The 26684-nt window shown below is 70.7% G+C and carries 28 protein-coding genes and 1 tRNA gene; 16 read left to right on the forward strand and 13 right to left on the reverse strand.

The features are described 5' to 3' along the window. Positions 1 to 228 precede the first annotated feature (228 nt). The 3 genes from EV279_RS08110 to EV279_RS08120 all read right to left on the reverse strand — a co-directional run bounded on the left by EV279_RS08110 (position 229) and on the right by EV279_RS08120 (position 2253). Positions 229 to 301 (reverse strand) — tRNA-Lys (locus EV279_RS08110). A gap of 42 nt (positions 302 to 343) precedes the next feature. Further along, entirely contained in the window at positions 344 to 1501 is a 1158-nt protein-coding gene (locus EV279_RS08115; RefSeq protein ID WP_133542433.1) for an SLC13 family permease, read from the reverse strand. An 80-nt stretch (positions 1502 to 1581) separates the two neighbouring features. After that, the gene (locus EV279_RS08120; RefSeq protein WP_133542435.1) at positions 1582 to 2253 is read right to left on the reverse strand and encodes a fasciclin domain-containing protein; all 672 of its coding nucleotides are present in this window, start codon (positions 2251 to 2253) and stop codon (positions 1582 to 1584) included. A 234-nt stretch (positions 2254 to 2487) separates the two neighbouring features. Here EV279_RS08120 and sigK point away from each other — a divergent pair, with 234 nt between their 5' ends. The 6 genes from sigK (at position 2488) to EV279_RS08150 (ending at position 7102) form a co-directional block, all read left to right on the forward strand. Continuing rightward, entirely contained in the window at positions 2488 to 3090 is a 603-nt protein-coding gene (sigK, locus tag EV279_RS08125; RefSeq protein WP_133542437.1) for an ECF RNA polymerase sigma factor SigK, read from the forward strand. Then, complete coding sequence (locus EV279_RS17030) at positions 3087 to 4130, forward strand: anti-sigma factor (RefSeq protein WP_243728486.1); 1044 nt, start codon at positions 3087 to 3089, stop codon at positions 4128 to 4130. Before sigK ends, EV279_RS17030 begins: the two co-directional genes overlap by 4 nt. 104 nt (positions 4131 to 4234) lie before the next feature. After that, positions 4235 to 4582, forward strand: a complete 348-nt coding sequence (locus tag EV279_RS08135) for a helix-turn-helix transcriptional regulator (protein ID WP_133544762.1) — start codon at positions 4235 to 4237, stop codon at positions 4580 to 4582. A 206-nt stretch (positions 4583 to 4788) separates the two neighbouring features. Then, positions 4789 to 5196 (forward strand): VOC family protein, encoded by a 408-nt coding sequence (locus EV279_RS08140; protein ID WP_133542439.1) that lies wholly within the window; start codon positions 4789 to 4791, stop codon positions 5194 to 5196. Positions 5197 to 5295: 99 nt separating this feature from the next. Then, a complete protein-coding gene (locus EV279_RS08145) occupies positions 5296 to 5934 on the forward strand; it encodes a DNA-directed RNA polymerase subunit beta (protein WP_133542441.1) in 639 nt (212 codons plus the stop codon). A 280-nt stretch (positions 5935 to 6214) separates the two neighbouring features. Then, entirely contained in the window at positions 6215 to 7102 is an 888-nt protein-coding gene (locus tag EV279_RS08150) for an aminodeoxychorismate lyase (protein ID WP_133542443.1), read from the forward strand. 178 nt (positions 7103 to 7280) lie between these two features. Here EV279_RS08150 and pstB read toward each other — a convergent pair whose 3' ends face one another. The 4 genes from pstB to pstS all read right to left on the reverse strand — a co-directional run bounded on the left by pstB (position 7281) and on the right by pstS (position 11353). Continuing rightward, complete coding sequence (gene pstB, locus EV279_RS08155; protein WP_133542446.1) at positions 7281 to 8060, reverse strand: phosphate ABC transporter ATP-binding protein PstB; 780 nt, start codon at positions 8058 to 8060, stop codon at positions 7281 to 7283. 42 nt (positions 8061 to 8102) lie between these two features. Continuing rightward, entirely contained in the window at positions 8103 to 9209 is a 1107-nt protein-coding gene (gene pstA / locus EV279_RS08160; protein ID WP_133542448.1) for a phosphate ABC transporter permease PstA, read from the reverse strand. Between the two features lies 1 nt (position 9210). Continuing rightward, the gene (gene pstC, locus EV279_RS08165) at positions 9211 to 10155 is read right to left on the reverse strand and encodes a phosphate ABC transporter permease subunit PstC (RefSeq protein ID WP_133542450.1); all 945 of its coding nucleotides are present in this window, start codon (positions 10153 to 10155) and stop codon (positions 9211 to 9213) included. A gap of 85 nt (positions 10156 to 10240) precedes the next feature. Further along, a complete protein-coding gene (gene pstS, locus EV279_RS08170) occupies positions 10241 to 11353 on the reverse strand; it encodes a phosphate ABC transporter substrate-binding protein PstS (protein ID WP_133542452.1) in 1113 nt (370 codons plus the stop codon). A 191-nt stretch (positions 11354 to 11544) separates the two neighbouring features. Here pstS and EV279_RS08175 point away from each other — a divergent pair, with 191 nt between their 5' ends. After that, a complete protein-coding gene (locus EV279_RS08175; protein WP_133542454.1) occupies positions 11545 to 12312 on the forward strand; it encodes a hypothetical protein in 768 nt (255 codons plus the stop codon). Positions 12313 to 12433: 121 nt separating this feature from the next. On the opposite strand, the gene EV279_RS08180 is transcribed toward EV279_RS08175, so the two are convergent. The 3 genes from EV279_RS08180 to EV279_RS08190 all read right to left on the reverse strand — a co-directional run bounded on the left by EV279_RS08180 (position 12434) and on the right by EV279_RS08190 (position 16321). Beyond that, the gene (locus EV279_RS08180; RefSeq protein WP_133542456.1) at positions 12434 to 13372 is read right to left on the reverse strand and encodes an NUDIX domain-containing protein; all 939 of its coding nucleotides are present in this window, start codon (positions 13370 to 13372) and stop codon (positions 12434 to 12436) included. Beyond that, positions 13369 to 15534, reverse strand: a complete 2166-nt coding sequence (locus EV279_RS08185; protein WP_133542458.1) for an RNA degradosome polyphosphate kinase — start codon at positions 15532 to 15534, stop codon at positions 13369 to 13371. Before EV279_RS08185 ends, EV279_RS08180 begins: the two co-directional genes overlap by 4 nt. A gap of 85 nt (positions 15535 to 15619) precedes the next feature. Next, positions 15620 to 16321, reverse strand: coding sequence for a response regulator transcription factor (locus tag EV279_RS08190; RefSeq protein WP_133542460.1), 702 nt, complete (start codon positions 16319 to 16321; stop codon positions 15620 to 15622). Positions 16322 to 16435: 114 nt separating this feature from the next. On the opposite strand from EV279_RS08190, the gene EV279_RS08195 reads away from it, so the two are divergent. From EV279_RS08195 to EV279_RS08210, 4 genes are all read left to right on the forward strand, one after another. Beyond that, positions 16436 to 16726, forward strand: coding sequence for a hypothetical protein (locus tag EV279_RS08195; RefSeq protein ID WP_133542462.1), 291 nt, complete (start codon positions 16436 to 16438; stop codon positions 16724 to 16726). 135 nt (positions 16727 to 16861) lie between these two features. Continuing rightward, complete coding sequence (locus EV279_RS08200; RefSeq protein WP_133542464.1) at positions 16862 to 17461, forward strand: FABP family protein; 600 nt, start codon at positions 16862 to 16864, stop codon at positions 17459 to 17461. Next, complete coding sequence (locus EV279_RS08205) at positions 17461 to 18564, forward strand: glycine cleavage T C-terminal barrel domain-containing protein (protein WP_133542466.1); 1104 nt, start codon at positions 17461 to 17463, stop codon at positions 18562 to 18564. Before EV279_RS08200 ends, EV279_RS08205 begins: the two co-directional genes overlap by 1 nt. Continuing rightward, entirely contained in the window at positions 18561 to 19673 is a 1113-nt protein-coding gene (locus EV279_RS08210; RefSeq protein ID WP_166644488.1) for an FUSC family protein, read from the forward strand. The genes EV279_RS08205 and EV279_RS08210 overlap by 4 nt, the downstream gene beginning before the upstream one ends. A 1-nt stretch (position 19674) precedes the next feature. Here the strand turns inward: EV279_RS08210 and EV279_RS08215 are convergent, their stop codons facing one another. Next, positions 19675 to 20502 (reverse strand): class I SAM-dependent methyltransferase, encoded by an 828-nt coding sequence (locus EV279_RS08215; protein WP_133542468.1) that lies wholly within the window; start codon positions 20500 to 20502, stop codon positions 19675 to 19677. A 53-nt stretch (positions 20503 to 20555) separates the two neighbouring features. Between EV279_RS08215 and EV279_RS08220 the strand changes: the two genes are divergently transcribed. Continuing rightward, a complete protein-coding gene (locus EV279_RS08220) occupies positions 20556 to 21305 on the forward strand; it encodes a phosphoglyceromutase (RefSeq protein WP_133542470.1) in 750 nt (249 codons plus the stop codon). Positions 21306 to 21374: 69 nt separating this feature from the next. Here EV279_RS08220 and phoU read toward each other — a convergent pair whose 3' ends face one another. Next, complete coding sequence (gene phoU / locus EV279_RS08225; protein ID WP_133542472.1) at positions 21375 to 22061, reverse strand: phosphate signaling complex protein PhoU; 687 nt, start codon at positions 22059 to 22061, stop codon at positions 21375 to 21377. Positions 22062 to 22228: 167 nt separating this feature from the next. Between phoU and EV279_RS08230 the strand changes: the two genes are divergently transcribed. Together EV279_RS08230 and EV279_RS08235 are read left to right on the forward strand one after the other, a co-directional pair. Further along, positions 22229 to 23458 (forward strand): ATP-binding protein, encoded by a 1230-nt coding sequence (locus EV279_RS08230; RefSeq protein ID WP_133542474.1) that lies wholly within the window; start codon positions 22229 to 22231, stop codon positions 23456 to 23458. Continuing rightward, entirely contained in the window at positions 23455 to 24138 is a 684-nt protein-coding gene (locus EV279_RS08235; protein ID WP_133542476.1) for a response regulator transcription factor, read from the forward strand. The genes EV279_RS08230 and EV279_RS08235 overlap by 4 nt, the downstream gene beginning before the upstream one ends. A gap of 76 nt (positions 24139 to 24214) precedes the next feature. Here the strand turns inward: EV279_RS08235 and EV279_RS08240 are convergent, their stop codons facing one another. Further along, positions 24215 to 24721: a DNA modification methylase gene (locus tag EV279_RS08240; protein ID WP_243728487.1), complete on the reverse strand. Its 507-nt coding sequence runs from the start codon at positions 24719 to 24721 to the stop codon at positions 24215 to 24217. Positions 24722 to 24865: 144 nt separating this feature from the next. On the opposite strand from EV279_RS08240, the gene EV279_RS08245 reads away from it, so the two are divergent. Further along, entirely contained in the window at positions 24866 to 25348 is a 483-nt protein-coding gene (locus EV279_RS08245) for a CarD family transcriptional regulator (protein WP_133542479.1), read from the forward strand. 126 nt (positions 25349 to 25474) lie between these two features. Continuing rightward, a complete protein-coding gene (ispD, locus tag EV279_RS08250) occupies positions 25475 to 26668 on the forward strand; it encodes a 2-C-methyl-D-erythritol 4-phosphate cytidylyltransferase (protein WP_133544768.1) in 1194 nt (397 codons plus the stop codon). Positions 26669 to 26684: the final 16 nt, after the last annotated feature.

A 26684-nucleotide genomic window follows, 5' to 3' on the forward strand; every position in this document is an offset into this window, starting at 1 on the left:
CGGTTAGTGGCACGTCGTGGCGGACGCTGGGGTTCATTTCCGTTATGTGCGTTTGGGCCGGGTTCTCGACGACACGGGGCGCATGAAGGAGGAGAGGCGCCCGCAAGGGCGCCTCTCCTCCTTCGTGGGCCCCGTGGGGCTCGAAGCTGTGCTTATAAGGCTGGGTTCTCGACGACACGGGGCACATGAAGGAGGAGAGGCGCCCGCAAGGGCGCCTCTCCTCCTTCGTGGGCCCCGTGGGGCTCGAACCCACGACCCGCGGATTAAAAGTCCGATGCTCTACCGACTGAGCTAGAGGCCCGCGACGTACAAGCCTACTTGGCGCGCGAACCCCCGACCCCGCTCAACGCAGCGCCAGCGGGACCACCGCCAGCCCGACCGCGAGCGGCGCGGCGACGAGGCCCAGCAGCGCGAAGCGCATCCACGACACGGGGACGCCGGCGGCGGTGAGCCGGCTGTGCCAGAGCAGCGTCGCGAGCGAGGCCCAGGGAGTGACGAGGGGACCGGCGTTCACGCCGACCAGCAGCGCGCCGAGCCGCGCGGGAGAGTCGGCCACGCCCTCGAGCGCGAGATACGCGGGGAGGTTGTTCACCGCGTTGGCGCCCAGCATCCCGATTCCCGACAAGCGCCAGAGGGCGACGAGATCGTCGCCCGTGCCGCTGAGCGTCTGCAGGATCGCGGGCGCGCCGAGCGACTCGAGCACGCCGACGGAGAGGAACAGGCCGGAGGCGAAGAGGAGGAGCTGCCACGGCACGAGGGCCGGGCGCAGCGCTCGCGGGAAGCGCCACACGAAGACGATGACGAGGACGACGGCAGCGGTCAGGGCGGGGACCCACGGGGGTACGCCCGAGACGAGGAGCGGAAGCAGGATGACGACGACCGCGCCCGCCAGCCACGACAGCGTCCGGTCGCCGATCGCGGGTGGCGCTGCCGGGGTGAACCGGCCCCGGAGCGCGCGACGGAAGACGGTCCACAGGATCCCCACCGAGATCGCGATCGCTATGAGCGCCGACGGCCCGAGCAGCGCGAGGAAGGTTCCCGCGCCGATCCCGAGCGACTCGACGGCGAGGAGGTTCGTGAGGTTCGAGACGGGGAGCAGGAGTGATGCCGTGTTGGCCAGCCAGACCGTCGCAAACGCGAAGGGCAGCGGATCCAGACGGTGCGCTCGCGCCACGGCGACGACCACCGGCGTCAGGAGCACCGCTGTCGTGTCGAGCGAGAGGAACGCCGTCGACAGGATCGCCAGGCCCACCACGAGCAGCCACAGCACCCCCACGCGCCGCCGGGAGGTCCGGGCGAGAAACGCGGATGCGAGATCGAAGACGCCCGCGAGGGCGGCGAGCTCGGCCACGACGGTGATCGCGAGGACGAAGAGCAGGATCGGCCACACGCGGTCGGCGATGGCCAGCACCTCCGACATCGGCATGATGCCGGCCGCGACGGCGCCGGCGCTGAGGAGCAGGAGGACCGCTCCGATGACGGCGATCGGCACGTCCTCCATCCTGAGCCCACTCGCACCGGTGCGACGCCGCGGCGCACGGAAAGGGGCGGCCTCGGACAGCCGCCCCCTTGCACCCCCGCTTACTGGGCCGGAGGCATCAGCACCGTGTCGATGAGGTAGACGACGGCGTTGGCGGTCTGCACGCCGCCGCAGACGACCATGGCGTCGTTGACCATCAGCTCATCGCCGCTTCCGGTCACCTCGAGGTCGGCGCCCTGCACGGTGGCGTGCGTGCCGACGATGTCGTCCGGCTGGATCTGGCCGGGCACGACGTGGTAGGTGAGGATCGACGACAGCGTCGCGGAGTCGGTCTTGAGTGCCTCGATCGTCGCCGGGTCGATCTTGGCGAAGGCGTCGTCGACGGGAGCGAAGACGGTGAACTCGCCGCCGTTGAGCGTGTCGACGAGGTCGACCTCGGGGTTCAGCTGTCCGCTGACGGCCGAAACGAGCGTCGTGAGGAGCGGGTTGTTGGATGCCGCGACCGCCACGGGATCCTCCGCCATGCCCGCGACCGAGCCGTCGCCGTCCGGCACGGCTTCGGCGTAGTCCTGGCAGCCGGGGCCGACCAGGTTGGCCGCCGGGTCCATCATGTCGTCGGTCATCGCCGACTGCGTGGGCTCGGAGCTCGGCGCCGTCGACTCCATCGAGTCGTCCGAGGTGCCGCCGCTCGAGGAGCTGCAGGCCGAGAGGGCGAGAGCCGCCGCGAAAGCGAGTGAGAGTCCTGCGGCGAGGTGGGTCTTCTTGGTGAGCATGAGTTCCTCCGTTGTCGAGGGCCGGTGCGACCCCTGTGGACACCCCGGTGCTGCGGGTGGTGCGCCGGAAGCGGCGTACACGGGCTGTTCGAGGCATCCGTCCGAACGGATTGGATTCCGCCGCGAACACGGGTCCGCCCGCGCGCGCGGACCAATCCGACCGGCGCGCGGGCACGAACACACCGACAGACGCAAGCCCGACGCGTCGACTAGGGCGGAAGGATCGGCTAGGGCATGCTGAGCAGTGTGGTGATTGACGACGTGGACGTGCCCGAGGACGGCCCTGGGCGCATCGACCACGTCGGCGACCTGCTGGGCCGCATCTCCGACGGAGACCAGGCCGCCTTCGCCCGCCTCTACGACATGCTCGCCTCCCGGGTCTTCGGCCTGATCCTGCGTGTGCTCGTCGACCGCGCGCAGAGCGAGGAGGTTCTGCAGGAGGTGTTCCTGGAGGTGTGGCAATCCGCTGACCGATTCGCTCCGAAGAAAGGTCAGGGGAGGGCGTGGGTGCTCACGATCGCGCACAGACGTGCCGTCGACCGCGTGCGGTCGGCGCAGGCCAGTGCCGATCGCGACGTCCGCGTCGGCTTCCGTGATCTCGACGTCGCTCACGACGGAGTCGCCGAACAGGCGGAGCTTCGCATCGAGGGACTCCGGGTCGCGAAGGCCGTCGCCGCTCTGCCGGAAGCGCAGCGCGAGGCCATCACGCTGGCCTACTTCGGTGGGTACAGTCAGAGCGAGATCGCCGCGCTGGTCGGCGCGCCCCTGGGAACGATCAAGACGAGGATGCGCGACGGCCTGTCGCGCCTGCGCACCGAGATGGGGGTGACACCGTGAACGTGCAGGAGTTCGCCGAGCTGGCTGCCGGGCATGCCCTGAACGCGCTGTCGCCGGACGACCAGCGCGCCTTCCGCAACGCTCTCGCCGAGCATCCGGAGTGGGCCGCCATCATCGATGCCGATGTCGCGACCGCGGCCCAGCTGGGTGAGACCGTGGATGCCGTGACGCCCCCGGCAGCGCTCCGCGGAGAACTCCTCTCGCGGATCGCCGGCGGCCCGATCACCGACGAGCGGCCGCCGCAGCTCGGGCGCTCGGCTTCCCGGAAGCAGAGAGCCGACGGCTCCGACCCGCTCGCGCCGGGCGCTGCCGCCTCCGACCCGCTCACGACGAAACCTGCCGCCGCCGAGCCGCTCGCGCCGGGCGCTGCCGCCGCCGAGCCCTCCAAGCCGGGCGCTGCCGCCGCCGAGCCCTCCAAGCCGGGCGCTGCCGGCGCCGAGCCCCCCAAGCCGAGCGTTCGCGCTTCCGACGTCGTCGAGCCCCTTCCCGGGCTCGTCGCGCCGCTGCGCTCCGCCGACGATCCGCGTCGTCGCGACGAACCGCCGCCGACCACCGAGGCGGTCCAGACCGTCGCGCGGCGCAACTGGACACGCGGACTGCTCGCGCTCGCAGCATCCTTCGTGCTCCTCATCGCCCTCGGCACGACCGCCGTCGTCATCGGCGACCGCCTGCGCGAGCCGGCGTCGGTCGCCGCCCTCAACGAGATCGAGGACGCGCCGGACGCGCAGGTGGCGACCGTGGAGGTCGACAGCGGCGGCACCGCTACCGCGCACTGGTCGGAGTCGATCGGCAAGGCGGTGCTCGTGACCGACGGCGTCGCCGAGCCGGCCTCCGGCAAGACGTACGAGCTGTGGTTCGTCCGGGGCGATACCCCCGTCTCCGCGGGCCTTTTCGACACGGACGACGCCGGGCGGGCGACGGCGCTCCTCGAGGAGCCCATGCAGACCGGCGACGTCATCGCCGTCACCGTCGAGGATCGGGGCGGCTCCAAGACGGGGCAGCCCACCTCGGACCCGATCTTCACCATCCCCACGGCCTGAGCCGGGCGAGCGCCGGCGAGCCCGGGTAGCCTCGGACCGTGGCATCCGTCCGCTCGGCGCAGACGCCGCAGACGCTGGTGCATCTGCGGCGCGCGCGGGACCTCATGGACAGGGACTACGCGCAGCCGCTGGATGTGCCGACGATGGCGGCGAAGGCGCTCATGTCGCCCGCGCACTTCTCGCGGGAGTTCAAGGCGGCCTACGGCGAGACGCCGTACGCCTACCTCATGACGCGCCGCATCGAGCGCGCGATGGCGCTGCTGCGGGCCGGCTCATCGGTGACGGATGCCTGCACCGCGGTCGGCGCGACCTCCCTCGGCTCGTTCAGCTCGACGTTCACCGAGATCGTCGGCGAGACGCCGAGCGCCTACCGGGCACGTCCGCACGAGGCGGCGGAGGCGATGCCCCTGTGCATCGCGAGACTCCTGACGCGGCCGGCGCGGTACGCCTGAGCGCCGGCCGGCGCGGTACGCCTGAGCTCCGCTCGCCTGCACTCCTCCGCCCGGCGGAGGTCTTCAGGTGAAGGGAGGACGGATCCGGCCGCATCGACCTCCGCTCGCCTGCACTCCTCCGCTCGGCGGAGGTCGACATCATGCGAGAGCCCGATCGAGCAGGATCGGAGAAGCGCGGTCTCGCACGCTGCCCTACCGTGGCAGCCATGACCGACATCGCACTCGCCTACAGCCCCATCACCGTCGACGACGTCGACGCGGCGATCCCCTTCTACCGCGACGGGCTCGGGCTCGAGATCGTCAACGACGTGGCCTACGACGGGCACCGCTGGGTCAGCTTCGGATTCCCCGGCCAGCCGGGCCTCGCCCTCGTCGTCTCGGACCCGACCGCCGGGCGATCGCCCGAAGACGGCGACGCGCTGGAGCGCCTCGTCGTGAAGGGCTCGGGACCGGGGCCGTATGTCTTCACGACGCGGGACCTCGACGCCACCTTCGAGCGCCTGCGGGCTTTCGGCGCCGAGGTGCTGCAGGAGCCGATCGACCAGGGGTGGGGAGCTCGGGATGCCGCGTTCCGCGACCCTGCGGGCAATCACATCCGCATCAACCAGGCCTGACGGCGGCCTCACGGTCGCGGACGCGCGATGTGCCTGCCGTGGATGACGGCCGAGCGCAACGGGGGGACCGCGCTCGTGGCCGCGAGTAGCCTTGGGCGGGTGACTGACGGATCGAGGGACTACCACAAGCCCGTGCGACGCCCCGCCGAGCTGTTCGACCGCCTGTTCTCGGCGGAGGATCCCGCCGAGGTCTCGCGCGTCGCCCACTCGACCGCTCAGGCTCTGCTGTCCCGCGTGCGCGAGGACCGCAGCGCCGAAGTCATCGACCGTCTCGTCGCCTTCACGACCGAGCACGGCATCGACGACATCGCCGAGCTGTGGTCGCGGTCGCCGGCCAAGACGCTGCCGGGGGCGCTCTGGCGCCTGTATCTGCTCCAGCTGATGATCCACGACGATCCGCAGACGGCGGCCCTCCTCTACGAGCGCGGGAGGACCGAGCTGCACTCGGCGGACGCCGTCGTGGCGGGCGCTCCCGTGCCGGCCGGTCCCGACGAGCTCGTCACCCTCATCGACACGATCCTGCGCGGGCTCTTCGAGGGGGACTTCGCCGTCGCCCTCGATCGCGCGGCGGCCTTCTGCCGGGTGCAGGCCTCGGGTGCGACCCATCTCGCCGACGACTACGAGCCGACCGAGCCCCAGCGGGCGTCGGCGTTCACGACGCGCGCCCTGCGCCTGTCGGACTATGCCGGCGACCTTGCGGCCTGCGCGGCGCTGTGGCGCCGCGACGCCCTCACCTGAGGTCCGGGAACGCACTCCACTGCGGCATCTCGGCTCGGACGGGCGAGATCGGGTCTCCTGCGCCGCCGGCCGACGCAGCTGAGCCGGGTGGGATGGCACGGGCGGTCCGTCCGGACATCGGGTTGAAGACGCCCGGACATGCAAGTGCCGGGCCGCAGAACGCCTCTCGGCGCAAGGCCGCTCGCGGCGGCAGAAGATGGAGCCCGGGGTTACTGCGGCCCGGCCATGACAGTGTAACCGAGCGACGGGGGCGGCTATTCCCGCGCGTAGGCTTCGATGCATGGCTTGGCGCTACGCCCTCATGATCGACCCCGCGGCATCCGAGGATCCGCGCACCGACTTCTCCGGCACCTTCACCGTCGTCGATCCGACCACACCGGCCCTCAGCGTCGGCGAGCTCAGCACGCAGCGCGGCGACGGCATCTTCGAGTCGATCGGCGTCGTGAACGGTCACGCGCAGGAGGTCGGCCCGCACCTCGACCGGCTGGCGCATTCGGCACGGCTGTGCGACCTGCCCGCGCCCAATCGCGAGCAGTGGCGTCAGGCCATCCTCCGCGCGGCGGCTGAGAGCCGCGCCGAGGGTGAGGGCGTCATCAAGCTCATCCTCAGCCGGGGCGTCGAGCACGGACCCGCCCCGACGGCCTGGGTCACTGCCGCGCAGGCGCCGGACAATTCGGCGGCGCGCACCCGCGGCATCCGTGTCGTCACCCTCGACCGTGGTTACGACAGCGGCGCGCCGGCCCGCGCGCCGTGGCTGCTGCTCGGAGCCAAGACGCTCTCGTACGCCGTCAACATGGCGGCGATCCGGGAGGCGAAGCGGCGCGGAGCGGACGACGCGATCTTCGTCTCGAGCGACGGATTCGTGCTCGAGGCGCCGACCGCGTCGGTCGTGCTGCGCTTCGGCGACCGGTTCGTGACGCCTGAGCCCTCCGGGGCGATCCTGCACGGCACGACTCAGATGAGCCTCTTCGACCACCTCCGCGAGCTCGGCCGCGCGGTCGCCTACGAGCAGATCCGGGTCGAGGATCTCTCCGGCGCGGATGCCGCGTGGCTGCTCTCGAGCGTCCGGCTGGCCGCTCCCATCACGTCCATCGACGGCGTCGCGCTCCCCGTCGACGCCGAGCTCACTGCATCCTTCACGGACTATCTGCTGAGTCCCCGCGACTGAGCCGCCCGCGGCCCGCACGAGCGGAGGAGATTCGGCGGGGGGAGGATGAATCCGGGGGAGTCCTCCTCCCTCGGCTGGATCTCCTCCCGCCGTCCGATCCGAAACGCCGAACGCCCGTCGTGAGAACGCGGGACGCCGGTCCCCGCGAGGAGACCGGCGTCCGACGCGTCGGTGCGACTCAGCCGAAGCGGCCCGAGACGTAGTCCTCGGTGGCCTGCACGCTCGGGGTCGTGAAGATCGACGTCGTGTCGTTGTACTCGATGAGCTTGCCGGGCTTTCCGGTGCCGGCGATGTTGAAGAACGCTGTCTTGTCGGACACCCGCGAGGCCTGCTGCATGTTGTGCGTGACGATGACGACCGTGTACTCGGTCTTGAGCTCCTCGATCAGCTCCTCGATCGCGTAGGTCGAGATCGGGTCAAGGGCCGAGCACGGCTCGTCCATGAGGATCACCTCGGGGGAGACCGCGATCGCCCGCGCGATGCACAGGCGCTGCTGCTGACCCCCGGAGAGGCCGGAGCCCGGCTTGTCGAGGCGGTCCTTCACCTCGTTCCACAGGTTCGCACCGCGCAGCGACCTCTCGACGAGGGCGTCGGCGTCGGACTTGGAGATGCGCTTGTTGTTGAGCTTGACTCCCGCGAGGACGTTCTCCTTGATCGACATCGTCGGGAACGGGTTCGGACGCTGGAACACCATCCCCACCTGACGGCGGACCTGCACGGGATCGACGCCCGGACCGTACAGGTTGTCGCCGTCGAGCAGGACCTCGCCCTCCACGCGCGCACCGGGGATGACCTCGTGCATGCGGTTCAGCGTCCGCAGGAAGGTGGACTTGCCGCATCCGGACGGGCCGATGAAGGCCGTCACGGTGCGCGGCTCGATGTCGAGTGAGACGCCCTCGACGGCGAGGAAGTCGCCGTAATAGACGTTCAGATCGTTGACTTCGATGCTCTTGGACACGGATTCCTCTTGTTTCGGGAAGGGGAGAAGGGATGCCTCGGCTCAGCGCCCGAGCTTGGGCGCGAAGAGCTTCGCGACCAGGCGCGCCACGAGGTTCAGGACCATGACGAAGACGATGAGCAGCAGCGCGGCGGCCCACGCGCGCTCGATGTACGCCGACGCCGGGATGCCCTGATTCATGTACTGGGTATAGGCGAAGACGGGGAGGGTCATCATCCGGCCCTCGAAGAGGTTGTAGTTCATGGATGCCGTCACCCCCGCCGTGAGCAGGAGCGGCGCGGTCTCGCCGATGACGCGGGATATCGAGAGCATGATGCCGGTCGTGATGCCGGCCATCGCCGTCGGCAGCACGACCTTCGCGATCGTGCGCCACTTCGGCACGCCGAGGGCGTAGGCCGCTTCGCGCAGCTCGTTGGGGACGAGACGCAGCATCTCCTCGCTCGAGCGCACGACGACCGGGATCATGAGCACCGAGAGCGCGATCGACCCCATGAACCCCATGCGGATGCCGGGACCGAGGAAGAGGGCGAACAGCGCGTAGGCGAAGAGGCCGGCGACGATCGAGGGGATGCCGGTCATCACGTCGACGAGGAACGTGATGCCCTGGGCGATCGGCTTGCCCGCCCCGTACTCGACGAGGTAGATCGCCGCGAAGATGCCGATGGGGATCGAGATGATCGCCGCGGCGAGCGTGATGAGCACCGTGCCGACGATCGCATGCAGCGCACCGCCGCCTTCGCCCACCACGTTTCGCATCGAACTGCTGAGGAACTCGGCCGACAGGCCGGCGATGCCGTTCACGAGCACCGTGTAGGCGACCGACACGAGCGGCACCATCGCGATGAGGAACGCGATCGTGACGACCCCGGTCACGAGTCGGTCCACGGCCTTGCGGCGGCTCTCGACGATCGCCGAGGCGACGGTGATCATGAGCAGGTACAGGATGGCCGTCACGACGGCCCAGCCGGCGAGGTTGAAGCCGTCGCCGCCGGCGACCGAGAGCAGGAGGAAGACGATCCCGCTGAGGAGGGCCGAACCGGCCAGGACCGCCCAGGGCGTCAAGCGGGGCAGCTGACCCGTGGTGAGGCTCGGCGCCTGCGAGGTGGGCGCGGGGGACGGGGTGCGCGTCGGTGTCGTCGTGATCGCCATGTCAGTTCGCTCCCGAGAATTCCTTGCGCCGGCTGACGATCCAGCGTGCGATGGCGTTCACCACGAAGGTGACGATGAAGAGGACGAGGCCCGTCGCGATGAGGACGTTGATGTTCGTGCCGTAGGCCTCGGGGAAGGTGAGCGCGATGTTGGCCGGGATCGTGCTCGGGTTCTCGGACGTGAAGAGCTGGAAGGTCACCACTCCGGTCGCGGAGAGCACCATCGCGACGGCCATCGTCTCGCCGAGGGCACGGCCGAGCCCGAGCATCGCGGCGGAGACGATTCCGCTGCGGCCGAAGGGGAAGACGGCCATGCGGATCATCTCCCAGCGGGTGGCTCCGAGGGCGAGCGCCGCCTCCTCGTGGAGAACGGGCGTCTGCAGGAAGATCTCACGGCAGATCGCCGTGATGATGGGCACGACCATGACGGCGAGGACGATAGCGGCGGTGAAGATCGTGCGACCGGTCGCCGACACGGTGCCGCCGAAAAGGGGGAACCAGCCCATGTTGGCGTTGAGCCACGCGTAGACCGGCTGCACCGCCGGCGCGAGCACCATGATCCCCCACAGACCGAACACCACCGAGGGGACGGCCGCGAGCAGGTCGACGATGTAGCCGAGCGACTGGGCGAGTCTCCGGGGGGCGTAGTGCGAGATGAACAGGGCCACGCACACGGACAGCGGGACCGCCATCAGCAGCGCGAGGAACGACGACCAGAGCGTTCCGAATGCCAGCGGCCACACATACGCCCAGAAGTTCGAGGACAGGAGCGACGCCGTGTCGCTCGTCGCGGTCACGCCCGGAATCGACTGGATGATGAGGAAGATCGCGACCGCCGCGAGGGTGACGAGGATCATCGACCCGGCGAAGAGTGCCGTGCCCGAGAACCAGCGGTCACCCGCCCTCTGCTTGACCGGAGTCCTGGCCGGCGCCGTTGTGGTGGTCATGTGGTCCTGTCTGGGGTGTTCGGGTGGATCTCACGAAAGTACCCGGCGCGACCTCACGAGGAAGCCGCGCCGGGTATCCGTGGCCTTACTCCTGACCGATCAGGGCGATCGCGTCGTTGATCTGGTCGCGGAGGGAGTCCGAGATCGGCGCGCTGCCGGCAGCCTCCGCCGCCGCCTGCTGGCCCTCGGAGCTCGCGATGTACTCGAAGAACGCCTGGACGACCGGGGTCACCGACTCGTCGACGTACTGCTGGCAGCCGATCATGTAGCTGATGAGGACGATCGGGTAGACGCCCGCGACCTCGGTGGTGCGATCGAGCGCGATCGCCAGGTCGCCGTCGGCACGGCCCTCCTCGAAGGGCGACTCGTCGACGACCGCTGCCGCGGCTTCGGGCGTGTAGCTGACGAACTCGTCGCCGACCTGGATGGCGGCCGTGCTCAGGCCCTCCTCCGCGGCGCGCGACGCGTCGGCGTAGCCGACGGTGCCGTTGCCCCCCGCGACGGCCGCGACCACACCGGAGGTGCCCTGTGCGGCCTCACCGCTCTGCAGCGGCCACACGCCATCGGGCTCCTCGGTCCAGACGTCGCCCGCGGCCTGGTAGAGGTAATCGGTGAAGTTCTCGGTCGTGCCCGAGTCGTCGGCGCGGTGCACCGGCGTCACGGCCGTGTCCGGCAGCGTCACGTCGGGGTTGAGGGCGACGATCGCGGGGTCGTTCCACGTCGTGATGGTGCCGGCGAACAGGCCCGCGAGGGTCGCGGGGTCGAGGTTGAGCGAGTCGACGCCCTCGATGTTGAAGATGACCGCGATGGGGGAGATGTAGGTCGGAAGCTCGACGATGCCGGTGCCCTCGACGCAGCCGTCGAACGGCCCTGCCTCGATCTCCTCGGGCGTGAAGGCGCGGTCCGAACCCGCGAAGGCGAACGCGCCCGCCTGGAAGGACTCGCGGCCCGCGCCGGAGCCGGCGGGGTCGTACGTGATCGTCACGTCGGGGTTCGCCGTCTGGAAGCCGGCCGTCCAGGTCTGGACCGCGACCTCCTGGGACGAGGCGCCGCCGCCGGCCACCTCACCGGAGAGGTCGGACGCGGGAGCGCCGCTGGCGTTGCCGCCACCGCCGCCCTCGTTCGCGGCGCAACCGGCGAGAGTCAGAGCCGCGACCGCGGCGACAGCGCCCAGCTGGGCGATGCGAGAGATCTTCACTGTGTGGATCCTTCGGGTGTCAGGGTGAGAACCCGGTGCAGGGTTCGACCTGACGGTAGACAGCGACCCTTAAGAGAGTGCTCTACGCAGGTGAACGCGAGGTGAACGAGGAGGAGAATCCATTCGCTCGAATGAGCAGCGAGGATGCTCCGCGCTCCCGCCCGTTCACTGTCGACGACTAGGGTTTCGCCATGGCGAAGACATCGAAACGCGAGCGCAAGGCGATCGCCGCGCTGGAGGACGCCGCCGCCGCGGCCAAGTTCGCGAAGCAGGTGTCCAAGACGCTGCCCGGCAAGCACGCCGAGAAGCTCCGCGCGGCGGCGGACGAGGCGAAGGGCGCAGCCGACGTCTCGAAGAAGGCTCTCCGCAAGCATCCGAAGAAGGTCACCAGGCGCGCGGACCGGGCCGCCGACGCCGCGCTCGTGGCGACCGAGTCGGCTTTGGAGCGCGAGCAGAAGAAGGCCGCGCGGAGGGCCGAGAAGGCCGCCGCGCGACAGGACGCGGAGCGCCGCGCCGCCGGGAAGGCGGCGAGGAAGAAGGAGGGAACGACTCCTTCGCTGAAAGAGGACCTCTCGACGACGGACCCGTCCCCGGCCGCGCCGGCGACGACCGGATCCGAAGGGCCTGCGCTCGACGAGATGACCGACCTTGCCGCTCCCGGCGAGCTCGTGGAAGCGGTCGTCGAGATCGAGCCCGCAGACGCGCCCGGCCCTGGGCCCGCTGACGCCCCCGGCCCTGGGCGCGGCGACAGCCCCGACCCGGAGGTTGCCGACAGCCCCGCCCCGGACCGCGCCGGCGACTCCGCCTTCGGTCCCGCCGCCGACGAGGCGGGCCAGGACGAGCCGTCGCTCGCCCTCGACACCCTCACCGTGGCGGCGCTTCGCGAGCGGGCGAAGAGCCAGGGACGTGCGGGCTACTCGCGGCTGACGAAGGCTCAGCTCATCGACCTGCTCTCCTGACCCGTCGGTCGCCCCCGCCAACCGCGCCACTCGACCGCTCGGGCTCGACGGCCGAGCGAGGGGAGTACGGGTCCCGCCGCGACATGGCGCCACGCGATCCGCACTCCGGCGGCGGCCGTCGTCACACCTTCGGCTGGTGGGTCTCGATCGCGACGATGCCCGATCCGGGATTCGTGGCCGAGAGGTGCACGACCGAGAACGCCCCGGGCTCCAGCGCCGACGCGCTTCCGAGGTAGGAGCCGCGCAGGGTGCCGGTGGCGAGCGCGATCTCGGTCAGGAGCTCGGGAAGCACCGGGCCGTGGCTGCAGAGTACGGCGGTCTTGCGCGAGCGCACGCGCTCGCCGACGATGCGGCGCGCGTCGGACTTGCCTTCCTCCCAGGCGTCCTGGCTGATGAGCGCCGACTCCTCGATGCGGCGGCCGAGCGTGGACGCCAGCGGTGCGACGGTCTTCACGCACCGCACCGCCGGGGACGACACGATCCGGCGAGGGCCGAAGGCGACCAGCGGTCCCACGACGGCGTTCGCCTGCCGCTTTCCGCGGTGCGCGAGCGGGCGCGCGGCATCCTTCCCCTTCCACTCCTCGCGGGCGACCGCTTTGGCGTGCCGCAGCACGATGAGGGGGAAGGTCGCCAGCACTCCGTCGTCGACGAACCGGAGGAAGTTCTCGAGGATCTCGACGTCGACGGGATAGCTGAGGCGCTTGATCGCCTTCTTGGGCGAGACCCACTCGAGCGCGGCGATCTCGCGGTTGGGTACGAACGCGGACGTGCGGATCGCGGCGTCGGTCGCCTCGGCCGACCAGTAGTGCACGATCTTCTGGCGCTTGTTCGGCATGCGGTAGCGCGACACGCCCACCGGCACGCCGAGGCACACCCGGATGCCGGTCTCCTCGAAGATCTCGCGCGCTGCGGTCTCGGCGAGGGTCTCGCCCGGATCCACCTTGCCCTTGGGCAGCGTGACGTCGCGATAGGCGGTGCGGTGGATGAGCAGAACGGAGAGCTTGCCCTCCACCAGGCGCCACACGACGCCGCCGGCAGCGTAGACGGCGGTGTCGGTCATCGCACCGCCCGCGCGCGCCGGCGGCGCTGCACGTTCGACATCGTCTTGTCCTGGATGTCGACCAGCGGCCTGCCCTCGTCGTCGAGGCTGTGGCGGGTCCACTCGCCCTCCGGTCCCAGCCACCACGAGCTCGTCGTGTCGGCCATCGCGAGCGAGAACAGGTCGAGCAGCTCCTTGATGTGCGCCGGCGCGATGACGCGCACGAGCGCCTCGACGCGGCGGTCGAGGTTGCGGTGCATCATGTCGGCGCTGCCGATGTAGACCTGCGGGTCGCCGTCGTTGTGGAAGGCGAAGATCCGCGAGTGCTCGAGATAGCGGCCCAGGATGCTGCGGACCGTGATGTTCTCGCTCATGCCCTCGACCCCCGGCTTGAGCGAGCAGATGCCGCGCACCCACACCTCGACGGGGACGCCGGCCTGGCTCGCGCGGTAGAGCGCATCGATGATCTGCTCGTCGACCATCGAGTTGACCTTGATGCGGATGTGCGACGGCTTGCCCTCGAGCGCGTGCCGCCGCTCGCGATCGATCTGGCGGAGGAGTCCCTTCCGCAGGTGCAGCGGGGCGACGAGGAGGCGCTTGAACTTCTTCTCGATCGCATAGCCGGACAGCTCGTTGAACAGCCGCGTGAGGTCGCGGCCCACCTGGTCGTCGATCGTGAAGAGGCCGAAGTCCTCGTAGATGCGGCTCGTCTTGGGGTTGTAGTTGCCGGTGCCGACGTGGCTGTAGCTGCGCAGCACCCCGTTCTCCTCGCGGATGACGAGGGCGAGCTTGCAGTGGGTCTTCAGCCCGACCAGGCCGTACACGACATGGACGCCGGCCTTTTCGAGCTTGCGCGCCCAGACGATGTTGTTCGCCTCGTCGAAGCGCGCCTTGATCTCGACGAGGGCGAGCACCTGCTTGCCGGCCTCGGCCGCGTCGATGAGCGCCTGGACGATCGGGCTGTCGCCCGACGTGCGATACAGCGTCTGCTTGATGGCGAGGACGTGCGGGTCTTTCGCGGCCTGCTCGAGGAAGGCCTGCACGCTCGTCGCGAACGACTCGTAGGGGTGATGCACGAGCACGTCGCCCTTGCGGATCGACGCGAAGATGTCGGGGCGCTCGTTGTTGTCGCCCGGCTGGAAGGCCGTCGCCGTCGTCGGAACGTGCGGCTTGTAGCGCAGGTCGGGGCGGTCGATGCGCGACAGGTCGAACAGCCCCCGCAGGTCGAGCGGCCCGGGGAGGCGGTAGACCTCCTGGTCGGTGATGTCGAGCTCCTTGATGAGGAGGTCGAGCGTGAGGTCGTCCATGTCCTCGGTGACCTCGAGGCGGATGGGCGGGCCGAATCGGCGGCGCAGCAGCTCGGCCTCCAGCGCCTGGATGAGGTTCTCGGTCTCGTCCTCCTCGATCACGACGTCCTCGTTGCGGGTGAGGCGGAAGGCGTGGTGGTCGAGGATCTCCATGCCCGGGAAGAGGTCGCCGAGGTTGTTGGAGATGAGGTACTCGAGCGGGAGGTAGCGCACCGCCTCGCCCTCGCGCGAGACCTCGACGAAGCGGGGGAGCATCGGCGGGACCTTCAGGCGCGCGAACTCCTGTCGCCCGGTGCGGGCGTTGCGGATGCGGATCGCGAGGTTGAGCGAGAGCCCGGAGATGTACGGGAACGGGTGGGCGGGGTCGACGGCCAGCGGCATGAGGACGGGGAAGACCTGGGCCTGGAAGTAGTCGTAGAGGCGGCCGCGCTCGTCGTCGCTGAGGTCGTCCCAGCGCAGGATCTGGATGCCGGCCTCGGCGAGGGCGGGCTTGACCTCGTTCGTCCAGGCGGCGGCGTGACGCAGCTGCAGCGTGTGGGCCTCCGCCGAGATGTCGGCGAGCACCTCCTGCGGGGCCCGGCCCACGTTCGTCGGGACCGCGAGGCCCGTGACGATACGGCGCTTGAGGCCGGCGACCCTCACCATGAAGAACTCGTCGAGGTTGCTGGCGAAGATCGCGAGGAAGTTCGCGCGTTCGAGCACCGGCAGCCGAGGATCCTCCGCCAGCTCCAGCACGCGCTGATTGAACGCGAGCCAGCTGATCTCGCGGTCGAGATAGCGGTGCTCGGGCAGCTGCGAGTCGAAGGTCTCGGAAAGCTCGAAGTCGTCGTCGTCGGCATCGCCGAGACCGGCGTCGAGCACCTCGTGTTCGATCATCCCCTCATCATTGCAGGGCCGTGTGACGAGCGCGTGAACCCTTCGACTCGCTTCGCTCGCTCAGAGACCGCGTCGCGGTCCGATACTAGGCGGGGGAGGGCGTGGACGACGGCGCAGGGAGCTGGTCGTCTTCGTACACGTTGAAGCGGTAGCCGACGTTGCGCACCGTGCCGATCAGCTGCTCGAGGTCGCCGAGCTTCGCGCGCAGGCGCCGCACGTGGACGTCGACCGTCCGCGTGCCGCCGAAGTAGTCGTAGCCCCACACCTCGCTCAGCAGCTGCTCGCGTGTGAAAACACGGGAGGGGTGCGTGGCGAAGAAGTGCAGGAGCTGGAACTCCTTGTAGGTGAGGTCGAGCGGCTTGCCGTGCACCTTGGCGGAGTACGAGGACTCGTCGATCGTGATCCCCGAGGTCTGGATGCGCGTCGAGACCTGCTCGGCCGACTGACGGCCGATCGCGAGGCGCACCCGCGCGTCGACCTCCGCGGGCCCCGCCGTCACGAGGATGACATCGTCGATGCCCCAGTCGGTCGAGACGGCGGTGAGGCCGCCCTCTGTCACCACCAGGACGAGCGGCGCGTCCAGGCCGGTGGTGTTGAGGATCTTGCAGAGGGATTTCGCCCCGACGAGGTCGATGCGCGCGTCGACGAAGATCACGTCGGCACTCGGTGCATTGACGAGCTGCGCCGGCTCGGCGGGGATCTGCCGCACCCGGTGGCTGAGCAGCTCGAGCGAGGGCAGGACCGGGCCTCCTCCTTGTGCGGAACTCAAGACGAGGAGCTGTGCCAAAGGGGAACCTCCCGGCGCAGGGATCGCGGCGTGAAACCTCAGTTTAGGGTGTGCGGGGAAGGGACGTGGCAGCCCGACGGTGCGTGACGCATTCGGCACGGGCAGAATGGACGCATGGCAGGACCCGCTCTCGCTCCGCGCCGCGCCACCGGCGGCGTCGTCTCGGTCTGGATCGCGGCCGCCGTCGTCGGCCTCGCGATCGGCCTGTTCGTGCCTGCGGAGTGGCGCGCGGCGTGGCTCGTGCTGGGACTGGGTGGATGCCTCATCCTCGCCTTCGTCGTCCAGCTCGCCTACGGGCGGTCGCAGGGCTACATCCAGCGGGTCGCCGTGAGCGTGCTCGGCGCGCTCCTGGTGATGGGGGTCATCAGCCTGGGTTTCGGACTCGCGTCCATCGTTCGCGGGTAGGCTGAGGCGTATGGATCTCGTCGCGCTCGAACTCTTCTACGTGGGCCTGCTCGGTCTGGCATCGCTCGCGATCGTCTTCGTCTCCGGCGTCGTGATCAAGAACCTGTACCGCGGCCAGCGCTGACAGGCGGCGCCGTGATCGAGCTGCCGACCGACCTTCCCGCCGACCTCGCGCCGCTCTCGTGGCTGCTGGGCGTGTGGGAGGGCACAGGTGTCATCGACTACGAGGCATCCGATCGCCACTTCGACGGAGAGTTCGCACATCGCGTCAGCTTCAGCCATGACGGGGGTGCCTTCCTCAACTACTCTGCGAGCGCGTGGCTGCTCGGCGACGATGCACGCGCGCCCCTGGTCTCCGAGATCGGGTACTGGCGGCTTTCGCGTCCCGCCACGGAGGCCGATGCCGGGCCCGCGCTCCTGCCGGCGACAGGGCCGGCCGTCAGCCGCACGGTCGACGACGTCGAAACCCTCCGCAATGCGGAGGGCGGGTTCGACATCGAGGCATCCATCGTCCATTCCGACGGCGTGAGCGAGCTGTACCTCGGCCAGGTGCGCGGTCCACGCATCGACATCGCGACCGACGCCGTCATCCGCACCGCCAACGCGAAGGTCTATGCGGCCGCGACCCGCATGTACGGCCTCGTCGAGGGTCACCTGCTGTGGGCGTGGGACATCGCGGCCCTCGGCGGCGAGCTGGCCTCGCACGCCTCGGCGCGGCTGGCCCGGGCGGACTGATGAGCGGCTTCGCGCTCGTTCCCGGCGCCGTGCTCGACGAGAGCGGCCTGCTGCACGTCGGCAATCCGCTCCCCGAGCAGCGCGCCCTCGCAGCCGGCACCGCCGTCGTCCCGCTCGGCGACCGGCGCGTCCTCGCCGTGCCGGGCGAGGACCGGCTCTCGTGGCTCGACTCCCTCTCGTCGCAGGCGCTCACGCACCTCGCCCCCGGTGAGAGCACGGAGCTTCTCATCCTCGACCCGCACGGACACATCGAGCACGCGGCGGCCGTCATCGACGACGGCGAGACGACGTGGCTGCTCGCCGACGCGGACGACGCCGAGGGGCTCCTCGCGTGGCTGCTGCGCATGCGCTTCCGCCTCCGGGTCGCGCCGCGGGACGCGAGCGAAGAGTTCGCGGTGGTCGGGGGGACCGCGGCGGCCGTCGAGGCGCTCGCCGTCGCCGCACCGGGGGGCGTTCCGCTCATCTGGCGGGACCCCTGGCCCGGGGTCGGCGCAGGGGGATGGGCCTACTCCGTCGTGGAGCCGCATCCCGGCGCCGACCGCGACTGGGCCGAGGCGATCGTGACCAGGAGCGAGGAGGAGCGGATCGCCGCCGCGGCTGCCCGTGGGGAGATCGCCCTCGCGGGCCTCGTCGCCGCCGACGCGCTCCGGGTCGCCGCCTGGCGTCCGCGCTGGTCGACGGAGGTCGACGAGCGCGCCCTCCCTCACGAGCTCGACTGGCTGCGCACCGCCGTGCATCTCGAGAAGGGCTGCTACCGCGGGCAGGAGACCGTCGCGAAGGTGCACAACCTCGGCCACCCGCCCCGCCGGCTCGTGGCTCTGGATCTCGACGGCAGTGAGAGCGTGCTCCCCACGCGAGGAGAAACCGTGCGACTCGGCGACGACGTCGTCGGGGTGGTCACATCCGTCGCGCAGCACCACGAGGACGGGCCGATCGCCCTCGCCCTCGTCCGGCGGACGACCCCCGTCGACGCGCCGCTGACGATCGACGCCGAGGACGTGCGGGTCGCCGGCGCGCAGGAGGTCATCGTGCCGCCCGAGGCCGGGGCGACAGCATCCGTCCCGCGCCTGACGCGGCTCTCCCGCCGCGCCCAGGCGAAATGAGCGACGACCCCGCGGCGGCGCCCGTCACTCAGGCGGTCCCCACGGGGTGGCGACACCGGCTCGACCCCCGCCCGGCCCTCGTGCGCGTGCGCGACTCGGGCAACTCGATCCTCCAGATCGTCGTGGCAGCGACCGGCGCGTACGCGTTCGCCCACTATGTGCTGGGTCACACCGCACCCCTCCTCGCCGCGACGGTCACGGTGGGAAGCCTCGGCCTCGTGCGAGACGCGCGTCCGCGCCAGGTGCTCGAGACGGTGATGGGGATGCTGGTGGGCATCCTGGTGGCGGAGTCCCTCTTCCTCCTGGCGGGCACCGGATGGTGGCAGATCGGTCTCGCACTCGGTCTCACGCTCGTCGTCGCGCGCTTCCTCTCACCTCAGCCGGGCTTCGCGATCGCGGCGGCGATCCAATCGCTCATCGTCATGGTGATCCCGTCGCCCGTGCCGTTCCTGCGACTCGTCGACGGCCTCGTGGGCGGTGTCGCCGCCCTGCTCGTCACGGCCCTCGTCCCGCGCAACGCCGTGCGCGCGGAGCGCGCCGACGCCGCGTCGCTCTTCCAGGCGCTCGACGGGGCGATCACGACGCTCGCGCAGGCGCTCCGCCGCGGCGACCGCCTTCGTGCCGAGCGGGGTCTCGAGAAGGCGCGCGCCGTGACGCCGCTCGTGGACCGGTGGCGCGCCTCGCTCGAGTCCGGGCGGTCCGTCGCCCGCATCTCGCCGTTCCTGAGGCGTCAGCGGTACGAGCTCGAGCGCCACGACCGCGTGCGCCGCTCGATGGACCTCGCCGTGCGCAACGCGCGCGTGATCGCGCGCCGCGTCGTCTACCTGTGCGACGACGGGACGCCGCGGCCGGTCGTCGCGGACGTGCTCGCCGAGACCGCCCGCGCGATCGAGGTGATCGCCTCGGCGCTCGACGACATCTCGCTCGAGCCGGCCGCGCGCGAGGCGCTCACCGCCGTCGCGGCGCGACTGGACCCGCGCACGATCGTTCCGGGCGCGTCGCTCGGCGAGCAGAACCTCGTGCTCGGCATCCGTCCCTTCGTGGCAGACCTGCTGGCGGCGGCGGGGATGTCGGAGGCCGACGCCCGGAAGGTCGCACCGCGCATTTGAGCTATTCGGTCGGGGCCACCGCGGTCCACGGCACGGTGACCTCGCCGAGGCGCCACCGCGAGCGGGCCAGGAGGGGCCAGCCCGCCGCTTCCATGGCGCGAAGGGCCGTCTGCCAGCGGTGGACGGGACCGAAGGGCGCGACCGACGCCGCGCGGGCCCACTCGTCGTCGAGGGCCGCGAGGAAGGCGTGGACGGCCTCGCCGGGGACGTTGCGGTGGATGAGCGCCTTCGGGAGCCGCTCCGCGGCGATCGACGGATGCTGGAGCCCGGCCAGGCGAAGCGACACCGTGAGCGACCGGGGGAGCGCGTCCGGGCTCACCGCGACCCACGTCACGATGCGGCCCAGCTCGTCGCAGGTGCCCTCGACGAGGACGCCGCCCGGGGCCAGCCGTCCGCACATGCGGGCCCACGCCTCGGCGACCTCGTCCTCCCGGTACTGGCGGAGGACGTTCATCGCACGGATGACGGCGGGCCGCCGCCCATCCGGAACCGGCACCTCGAACCCGCCGAGCGCGAAGGAGACGCGTGCGTCGGCGGCGAACGAGGATCCGCCCGCCTGCACCAGCGCGAGCTGATCGTTCGCCCGCGCGACGCGGGCGGGCTCGATCTCGAGGCCGCGCACCTCCACGTCCTTGCGGGTGCGGACCAGGCGGGCGTGCAGCTCGAGCGTCGTGACGGCGCTCGCACCGTAGCCGAGGTCGATGACGAGGGGGTCGGCGGCCCGCCGAAGGGCCGGATGGCGGGCGATCCAGCGGTCCACGCGCCGCAGCCGGTTGGTGCCCGTCGTGCCCCGAGTCACCTGTCCGATGGGGGAGCGGCCGGTCGCCATGAGCCCATGATGCCAGCCGGATGCCGCTTCCTCGGCCTCGGTATGCTGGCGGCATGACCGCCCCCTACACCCTCATCCTGCTGCGCCACGGGCAGAGCGAATGGAACAAGCTCAACCTCTTCACCGGGTGGGTCGACGTCCGGCTCTCCGACCAGGGGAAGGCCGAGGCCCAGCGCGGCGGCGAGCTCCTCGCCGAGGCGGGGCTGCTTCCCGACATCCTGCACACCTCGGTCCTCACCCGCGCGATCCAGACGGCCAACATCGCCCTCGACGCGGCCGACCGCGCCTGGATCCCGGTGAAGCGCTCGTGGCGGCTCAACGAGCGCCACTACGGCGCGCTGCAGGGCAAGGACAAGGCCCAGACCCTCGAGGAGTTCGGCCAGGAGCAGTTCATGCTGTGGCGCCGCTCGTTCGACGTGCCGCCGCCCCTGCTCGCCGACGACTCCGAGTGGAGTCAGGTCGGCGACCCGCGCTACGCCGACATCGACGGCGAGATCCCCCGCACCGAGTCGCTCAAGCTCGTCATCGACCGCTTCCTGCCCTACTGGGAGAGCGACATCAAGCCCGACCTGGCCGCCGGCAGAACGGTGCTCGTCACGGCGCACGGCAACTCGCTGCGCGGTCTCGTGAAGCACCTCGACGGCATCAGCGACGCCGACATCGCCGAGCTCAACATCCCCACGGGCATCCCGCTCGTCTACCGCCTGAACGAGGACTTCACGCCGGCGGGGCCGAGCGAGTACCTCGACCCGGAGGCGGCGGCCGCGGGTGCCGCCGCGGTCGCGAACCAGGGCAAGGGCTGACCGTCCGACGAACGCAGAAGAGCGGATGCCCCGTGCCGGGGCATCCGCTCTTCGTCTGTCCGGATGCGGCTACACGCCGGTCGAGGCGCCCGCGACGAAGGTGTCGTCGGGTTCGGCCGACCAGTCGCCCGTCGCGAGGTAGGTGACCTTCTTCGAGATCGACACGGCGTGGTCGGCGAAGCGCTCGTGGTAGCGACTGGCGAGGGTCGCATCGACCGTCGCAGCGGTCTCGCCCTGCCACGAGTCGGAGAGGACCTTCTCGAACACCGAGATGTGGAGCTCGTCGATCTTGTCGTCGTCGTTGCGGATCTGCTCGGCGAGCGCGAGGTCCTGCGTGCGCAGCAGCTCGGTCAGCCTGCGGGAGACCTCGACGTCGAGCTGACCCATGCGCGTGAAGGTGCTCTTGAGGCCCTTGGGGATCGCCCTCTCGGGGAAGCGCATGCGCGTGAGCTGGGCGATGTGCTCGGCGATGTCGCCCATGCGCTCCAGCGATGCGCTGATGCGCAGGGCGCTCACGACGATGCGGAGGTCCCGGGCGACGGGCTGCTGGCGCGCGAGGATCTCGATCGCCTGCTCGTCGAGGGCGAGCGCCCTCTCGTCGATGATGATGTCGGCCTCGATGACCTCTTCGGCGAGGGCGACATCGCTCGTCCCGAACGCGAGGGTCGCCTTCTCGATCGCCGTCGTGACGAGTTCGGCGATCTCGACGAGCCGATCCTGCACGTCCTCGAGCGACTGATGGAACACTTCACGCATTCGCGACACCTTTCATCTCCGCGGCACACGCTCGTGTCGCGACCCCCGCGATTGTCGTCAGCGAAGGTTAACGAACCGTGCCACGAGAGTGAATAGTAGTCGGCGCGCTTTCGCGGGGGACGGCGCAGGGCCGTTCGCTCCGTGCGCCGCCACGTAACCTGGGATGCATGCAACCGGTGCAGCTCGCCCTGCTGTCCTTGGTCCTCGGGGCAGCGATCGGGGGACTCGTCTCGACGCTGATCTTCCTCTCCCTGCGGGCGCGCGACCGGGTGCAGGCCGGGAGCAGTGCGGAGATCCCGGACGGGGTCGCGGAAGTGCTGAGCGGGATGGATGACGCGGCCGTTGTGGTCGACACCTCGTCGACGATCCTCGCCACCTCGCCCTCGGCGGCGCCGTTCGGTCTCGTCGTGGGGGGCGTCCTTCCCGGCGACGAGCTGAAGGGCCTCGTGCGCAGCGCCCGGACGGGCGACTCCGCCGCGACCGAGACGATGCGCCTGCGCCGGGGAGCGGCACCCGCCGAGCCGCGCCTGGTCGTCGTGCGGGCGACGCCCATCTCGCCGCGCCTCACCTTCCTCGTGCTGCGCGACATCACCGAGAAGGAGCGCGTCGAGCAGATGCGCCGGGACTTCGTCGCCAACACCAGTCACGAGCTGAAGACACCGGTCGGCGCCGTCAGCCTCCTGTCCGAGGCGATCGAGTCCGCTGCGGACGATCCCGAGCAGGTGCGCATCTTCGCCGCCCGCCTGACGGCGGAGGCGGCGCGCCTGGCGTCGCTCACGTCGCGGATCATGAATCTCTCGCGGCTCCAGGCCGCCGACGAGCTCCACGACGAGCGCGACGTCGCCGTCGACGAGATCGTCGCCTCAGCCGTCGAGGCCCACGCCATCCAGGCGGACTCCGCCGGCGTCTCGGTGGTGCGCGGCGGTGCGCGGGGCCTCTGGGTGCGAGGCGATCCGCAGATCCTCAGCGAGGCGGTCGGGAACCTCGTCGCCAATGCCATATCGTACTCGCCGGCGGGCTCCAGCGTCGGGGTCGGCGTCAGGTCGACCGACGGGATCGTCGAGATCGCCGTCACCGACCGGGGCATCGGCATCCAGGAGGGCGAGCAGGAACGGGTGTTCGAGCGCTTCTACCGCGCCGACCAGGCCCGCTCGCGCCGCACGGGAGGCACCGGCCTGGGCTTGTCGATCGTCAAGCATGCCGTGCAGCGGCACGGCGGCGAGGTGACGCTGTGGTCGCGGCCCGGGCGCGGGTCGACCTTCACCATCCGGCTACCGCTCGTCGATGGTCCCGTCGCCGAGCCGCCGCGCAAGAAGCGTAAGAAGAGTCGGGCAAAGGGCGCCCTGCCGCGCCCGGCCGCCACAGCCCCCAGCCCCGTGAACGGAGAAACCGCATGAGCCGCGTCCTGATCGTCGAGGATGAACCAGACCTCGCCGACCCCCTCGCCTACCTGCTTCGGCGCGAGGGATACGAAGTCGAGATCGCCGAGGACGGGCCTGCGGCGCTGTCGGCATTCCGGGAGCGCGGCGCCGACATCGTCCTGCTCGACCTGATGCTGCCCGGGATGCCGGGGACCGAGGTGTGCCGGCAGCTGCGGGCCGCCTCCGGCGTTCCCATCATCATGCTCACCGCCAAGGACTCCGAGGTGGACATCGTCGTGGGCCTTGAGCTCGGCGCGGACGACTACGTCACGAAGCCCTACTCGGCCCGTGAGCTGCTCGCGCGCATGAGGGCCGTCCTGCGCCGGCTCTCCACCGGCGATGCCGACCTCGATGAGCGGGTGCTCAACGGCGGCCGTGTGACGCTCGACATCGACCGCCACACGGTCGCGGTCGACGGCTCGGAGATCAGCATGCCGCTCAAGGAATTCGAGCTCCTCGAGGTGCTGATGCGCAATTCAGGGCGCGTGCTCACGCGAGGTCAGCTCATCGACCGCGTGTGGGGGACCGACTACTTCGGCGACACCAAGACGCTCGACGTGCACATCAAGCGGATCCGCTCGCGCATCGAGGAGAACCCGGGCGAGCCCTCGATGCTCGTCACCGTGCGCGGCCTCGGCTACCGCTTCGAGGGCTGAACGCCCGCCGAACGCGGAACGGCCCCTCGCGCGCATCAGCGCGGAGGGGCCGTTTCCGTCGTGTCAGAAGCCCGGCTCAGGGGACGAACGGCGCGAGGTACTCCAGCTCGCCGTCGAGCACGGGAACCGCGATCACGGCCCCCTCGAAGTCCCCGGACTGGAAGTACACCGGCACGTCGGCGCCGGGCATGACGTCCAGCCCCTCGACGAGGATCGGATCCTCGGTCACGCCGAGGCTGATCGTCGTCTTGGCGGGTACCCGGACCGTCTTCCTGATCGGGGACTCCTCGCCGATCTCGATGTTGAGGGTGTGGTTCTCGTCGGTGTTGTTGATGATCGCCGCGATGAAGTTGGCGTCCTCGCCGCTCTCGTCCGCGACGAAGAGGGCGTTGCGCACGAGCACGGGACCGGAGTCGGGCACGTTCACGCCGTCGGCCGGCGAATACGGGATCGTCGTGGCCTGTGTCGACAGCATGGCGCAGCCGGTCGTCGCGGACAGGGCGAGGGCGCCCAGAGCGAGAGACGCGACAAGGCGCGAGGTCCTCCGAGTGCCGGCCGCGCGGGCGCGGGAAATCGAGATCACGGATCCTCCTGGTGCGGATGACGGCTGCCCTTGCAGTCTAGAGGGTCGATCGCCCGCTCCGCCGTCGCGGCGGCGGGGGTGGGCGGCGAACCTTAGCGTATGTCGCCTGTGGTATCCTGGAGGTTGCCGAAAGGACATAACTGCATGCTTTTTGAGGTTGGCGAAACCGTCGTTTATCCGCACCACGGGGCGGCGACAATCGCAGAAGTGAAGACCCGCGTCATCAAGGGCGAAGAGAAGGTCTACCTCAAGCTTCGAGTCACACAGGGCGATCTCACGATCGAGGTCCCGGCCGACAACGTCGATCTCGTCGGCGTTCGCGATGTGATCGGCAAGGAGGGTCTCGAGCGCGTCTTCGAGGTGCTCCGCGCTCCCTTCACGGAAGAGCCGACCAACTGGTCGCGTCGCTACAAGGCCAACCTCGAGAAGCTGGCTTCGGGCGACGTGATCAAGGTGAGCGAGGTCGTCCGCGACCTCTGGCGGCGCGACCAGGACCGCGGCCTCTCGGCCGGTGAGAAGCGCATGCTCGCCAAGGCGCGCCAGATCCTCATCTCCGAGCTCGCGCTCGCCGAGAAGACCGACGAAGAGCAGGCGAGCGTCGTGCTCGACGAGGTGCTCGCGTCCTGATCCGCCGGCGCTGACCGGTCCCGGTAGCGTGGGGGCGTGACCCTCGACGACGCCGATCCCTCCGACGGAGTCTTTCCGCCGTCCCACGCCGCTTCCGAGCCGTCCTGGCGCGGGGCCCGTCCGTCATTGATCCCCGTCCCTCGCGTCGCGGTGATCGTGGTCGCGGCCGGGTCCGGCACACGCCTGGGCGGCGGATCGCCGAAGGCCTTCGTCGGCATCGACGAGCACACGATCCTCCGGCATGCGCTGCGGGGGGTGTTCGCCGCGCCGGAGGCGCAGGTGGTGATCGTCGCGCCCGCGGGACGTGAGGGCGACGCGCTCACCGAGGCCCTGGAGGCCGCCGGTGACCGGCGCGACCTCGTGTCGGTCGTGGCCGGCGGCGCGAGCCGGCAGGCGTCCGTCCAGGCCGGCATCCACGGCGTCTGGCCGGATGTCGAGATCGTCCTGGTGCACGACGCCGCGCGCGCGCTCACCCCGAGCGACGTCTTCGACCGCGTCCTCGCGGCGATCGACGCGGGCGCCGACGGAGCGATCCCCGTGCTTCCTGTCGTCGACACGATCAAGCGCGTGGAGGGGGCCGAGGTCGTCGCGGCCGTCGACCGCTCCACGCTGTCGGCGGCGCAGACGCCGCAGGGTTTCCGCCGGGACGTGCTGGATGCCGCGTACCGCGCGGCGAAGGACGAGTTCACCGATGACGCGGCTCTCGTGGCCGCGGCGGGGCATCCCGTCGCCGCCGTCGCCGGCGACCCGCTCGCGTTCAAGATCACGACGCCCGCCGACCTCGACCGTGCCCGGGGCCTCGTCGCGCCCATCGCTCCCGTCCCGATCGATCTGGACCGCCTGCCGCCCGTGCCGCGCGTCGGTGTGGGAACCGATGTCCATGCCTTCGGCGGGGAGGACGATCTGTGGCTCGCGGGCCTGCTCTGGCCTGGCGAACAGGGGCTCTCCGGGCACTCGGACGGCGACGCCGTCGCCCACGCGATCGTCGACGCGCTGCTGTCGGCGGCGGGGCTCGGAGACATCGGCACGCACTTCGGCACCGACCGGCCGGAATACGCCGCGGCGCACGCCGACGCGTTCCTGTCGCGCACCCACGCGCTCCTCGGCGAGGCCGGCTGGCGCATCGGCAACGTCGCGGTGCAGGTGCAGTCCAACCGCCCGCGCTTCGCGCCGCGCCGCGCCCAGGCCGAAGCCGTCCTGTCGGCAGCGCTGGGCGGGGCATCCGTCTCCGTCTCCGCCACGACCACCGACGGACTCGGCTTCACCGGGGCCGGCGACGGAGTCGCGGCCTTCGCGGTGGCGGTGATCCTGCCCGCGTGACGACGGGCGCGGCGGC

Source organism: Microbacterium sp. BK668, from assembly GCF_004362195.1.
Classification (GTDB): domain Bacteria; phylum Actinomycetota; class Actinomycetes; order Actinomycetales; family Microbacteriaceae; genus Microbacterium.

Coding starts and splice junctions, on each gene's coding strand:
- EV279_RS08205 (WP_133542466.1), top strand. CDS start 17,461: ATGAGCGGCTTCGCGCTCGTTCCCGGCGCCGTGCTCGACGAGAGCGGC.
- EV279_RS08115 (WP_133542433.1), bottom strand. CDS start 1,501: ATGGAGGACGTGCCGATCGCCGTCATCGGAGCGGTCCTCCTGCTCCTC.
- EV279_RS08215 (WP_133542468.1), bottom strand. CDS start 20,502: ATGGCGACCGGCCGCTCCCCCATCGGACAGGTGACTCGGGGCACGACG.
- EV279_RS08175 (WP_133542454.1), top strand. CDS start 11,545: ATGGCGAAGACATCGAAACGCGAGCGCAAGGCGATCGCCGCGCTGGAG.
- EV279_RS08150 (WP_133542443.1), top strand. CDS start 6,215: ATGGCTTGGCGCTACGCCCTCATGATCGACCCCGCGGCATCCGAGGAT.
- EV279_RS08235 (WP_133542476.1), top strand. CDS start 23,455: ATGAGCCGCGTCCTGATCGTCGAGGATGAACCAGACCTCGCCGACCCC.
- EV279_RS08180 (WP_133542456.1), bottom strand. CDS start 13,372: ATGACCGACACCGCCGTCTACGCTGCCGGCGGCGTCGTGTGGCGCCTG.
- EV279_RS08135 (WP_133544762.1), top strand. CDS start 4,235: ATGGACAGGGACTACGCGCAGCCGCTGGATGTGCCGACGATGGCGGCG.
- EV279_RS08140 (WP_133542439.1), top strand. CDS start 4,789: ATGACCGACATCGCACTCGCCTACAGCCCCATCACCGTCGACGACGTC.
- EV279_RS08210 (WP_166644488.1), top strand. CDS start 18,561: ATGAGCGACGACCCCGCGGCGGCGCCCGTCACTCAGGCGGTCCCCACG.
- phoU (WP_133542472.1), bottom strand. CDS start 22,061: ATGCGTGAAGTGTTCCATCAGTCGCTCGAGGACGTGCAGGATCGGCTC.
- EV279_RS08120 (WP_133542435.1), bottom strand. CDS start 2,253: ATGCTCACCAAGAAGACCCACCTCGCCGCAGGACTCTCACTCGCTTTC.
- pstA (WP_133542448.1), bottom strand. CDS start 9,209: ATGGCGATCACGACGACACCGACGCGCACCCCGTCCCCCGCGCCCACC.
- EV279_RS08185 (WP_133542458.1), bottom strand. CDS start 15,534: ATGATCGAACACGAGGTGCTCGACGCCGGTCTCGGCGATGCCGACGAC.
- EV279_RS08245 (WP_133542479.1), top strand. CDS start 24,866: ATGCTTTTTGAGGTTGGCGAAACCGTCGTTTATCCGCACCACGGGGCG.
- pstC (WP_133542450.1), bottom strand. CDS start 10,155: ATGACCACCACAACGGCGCCGGCCAGGACTCCGGTCAAGCAGAGGGCG.
- EV279_RS08230 (WP_133542474.1), top strand. CDS start 22,229: ATGCAACCGGTGCAGCTCGCCCTGCTGTCCTTGGTCCTCGGGGCAGCG.
- EV279_RS08220 (WP_133542470.1), top strand. CDS start 20,556: ATGACCGCCCCCTACACCCTCATCCTGCTGCGCCACGGGCAGAGCGAA.
- sigK (WP_133542437.1), top strand. CDS start 2,488: ATGCTGAGCAGTGTGGTGATTGACGACGTGGACGTGCCCGAGGACGGC.
- EV279_RS08195 (WP_133542462.1), top strand. CDS start 16,436: ATGGCAGGACCCGCTCTCGCTCCGCGCCGCGCCACCGGCGGCGTCGTC.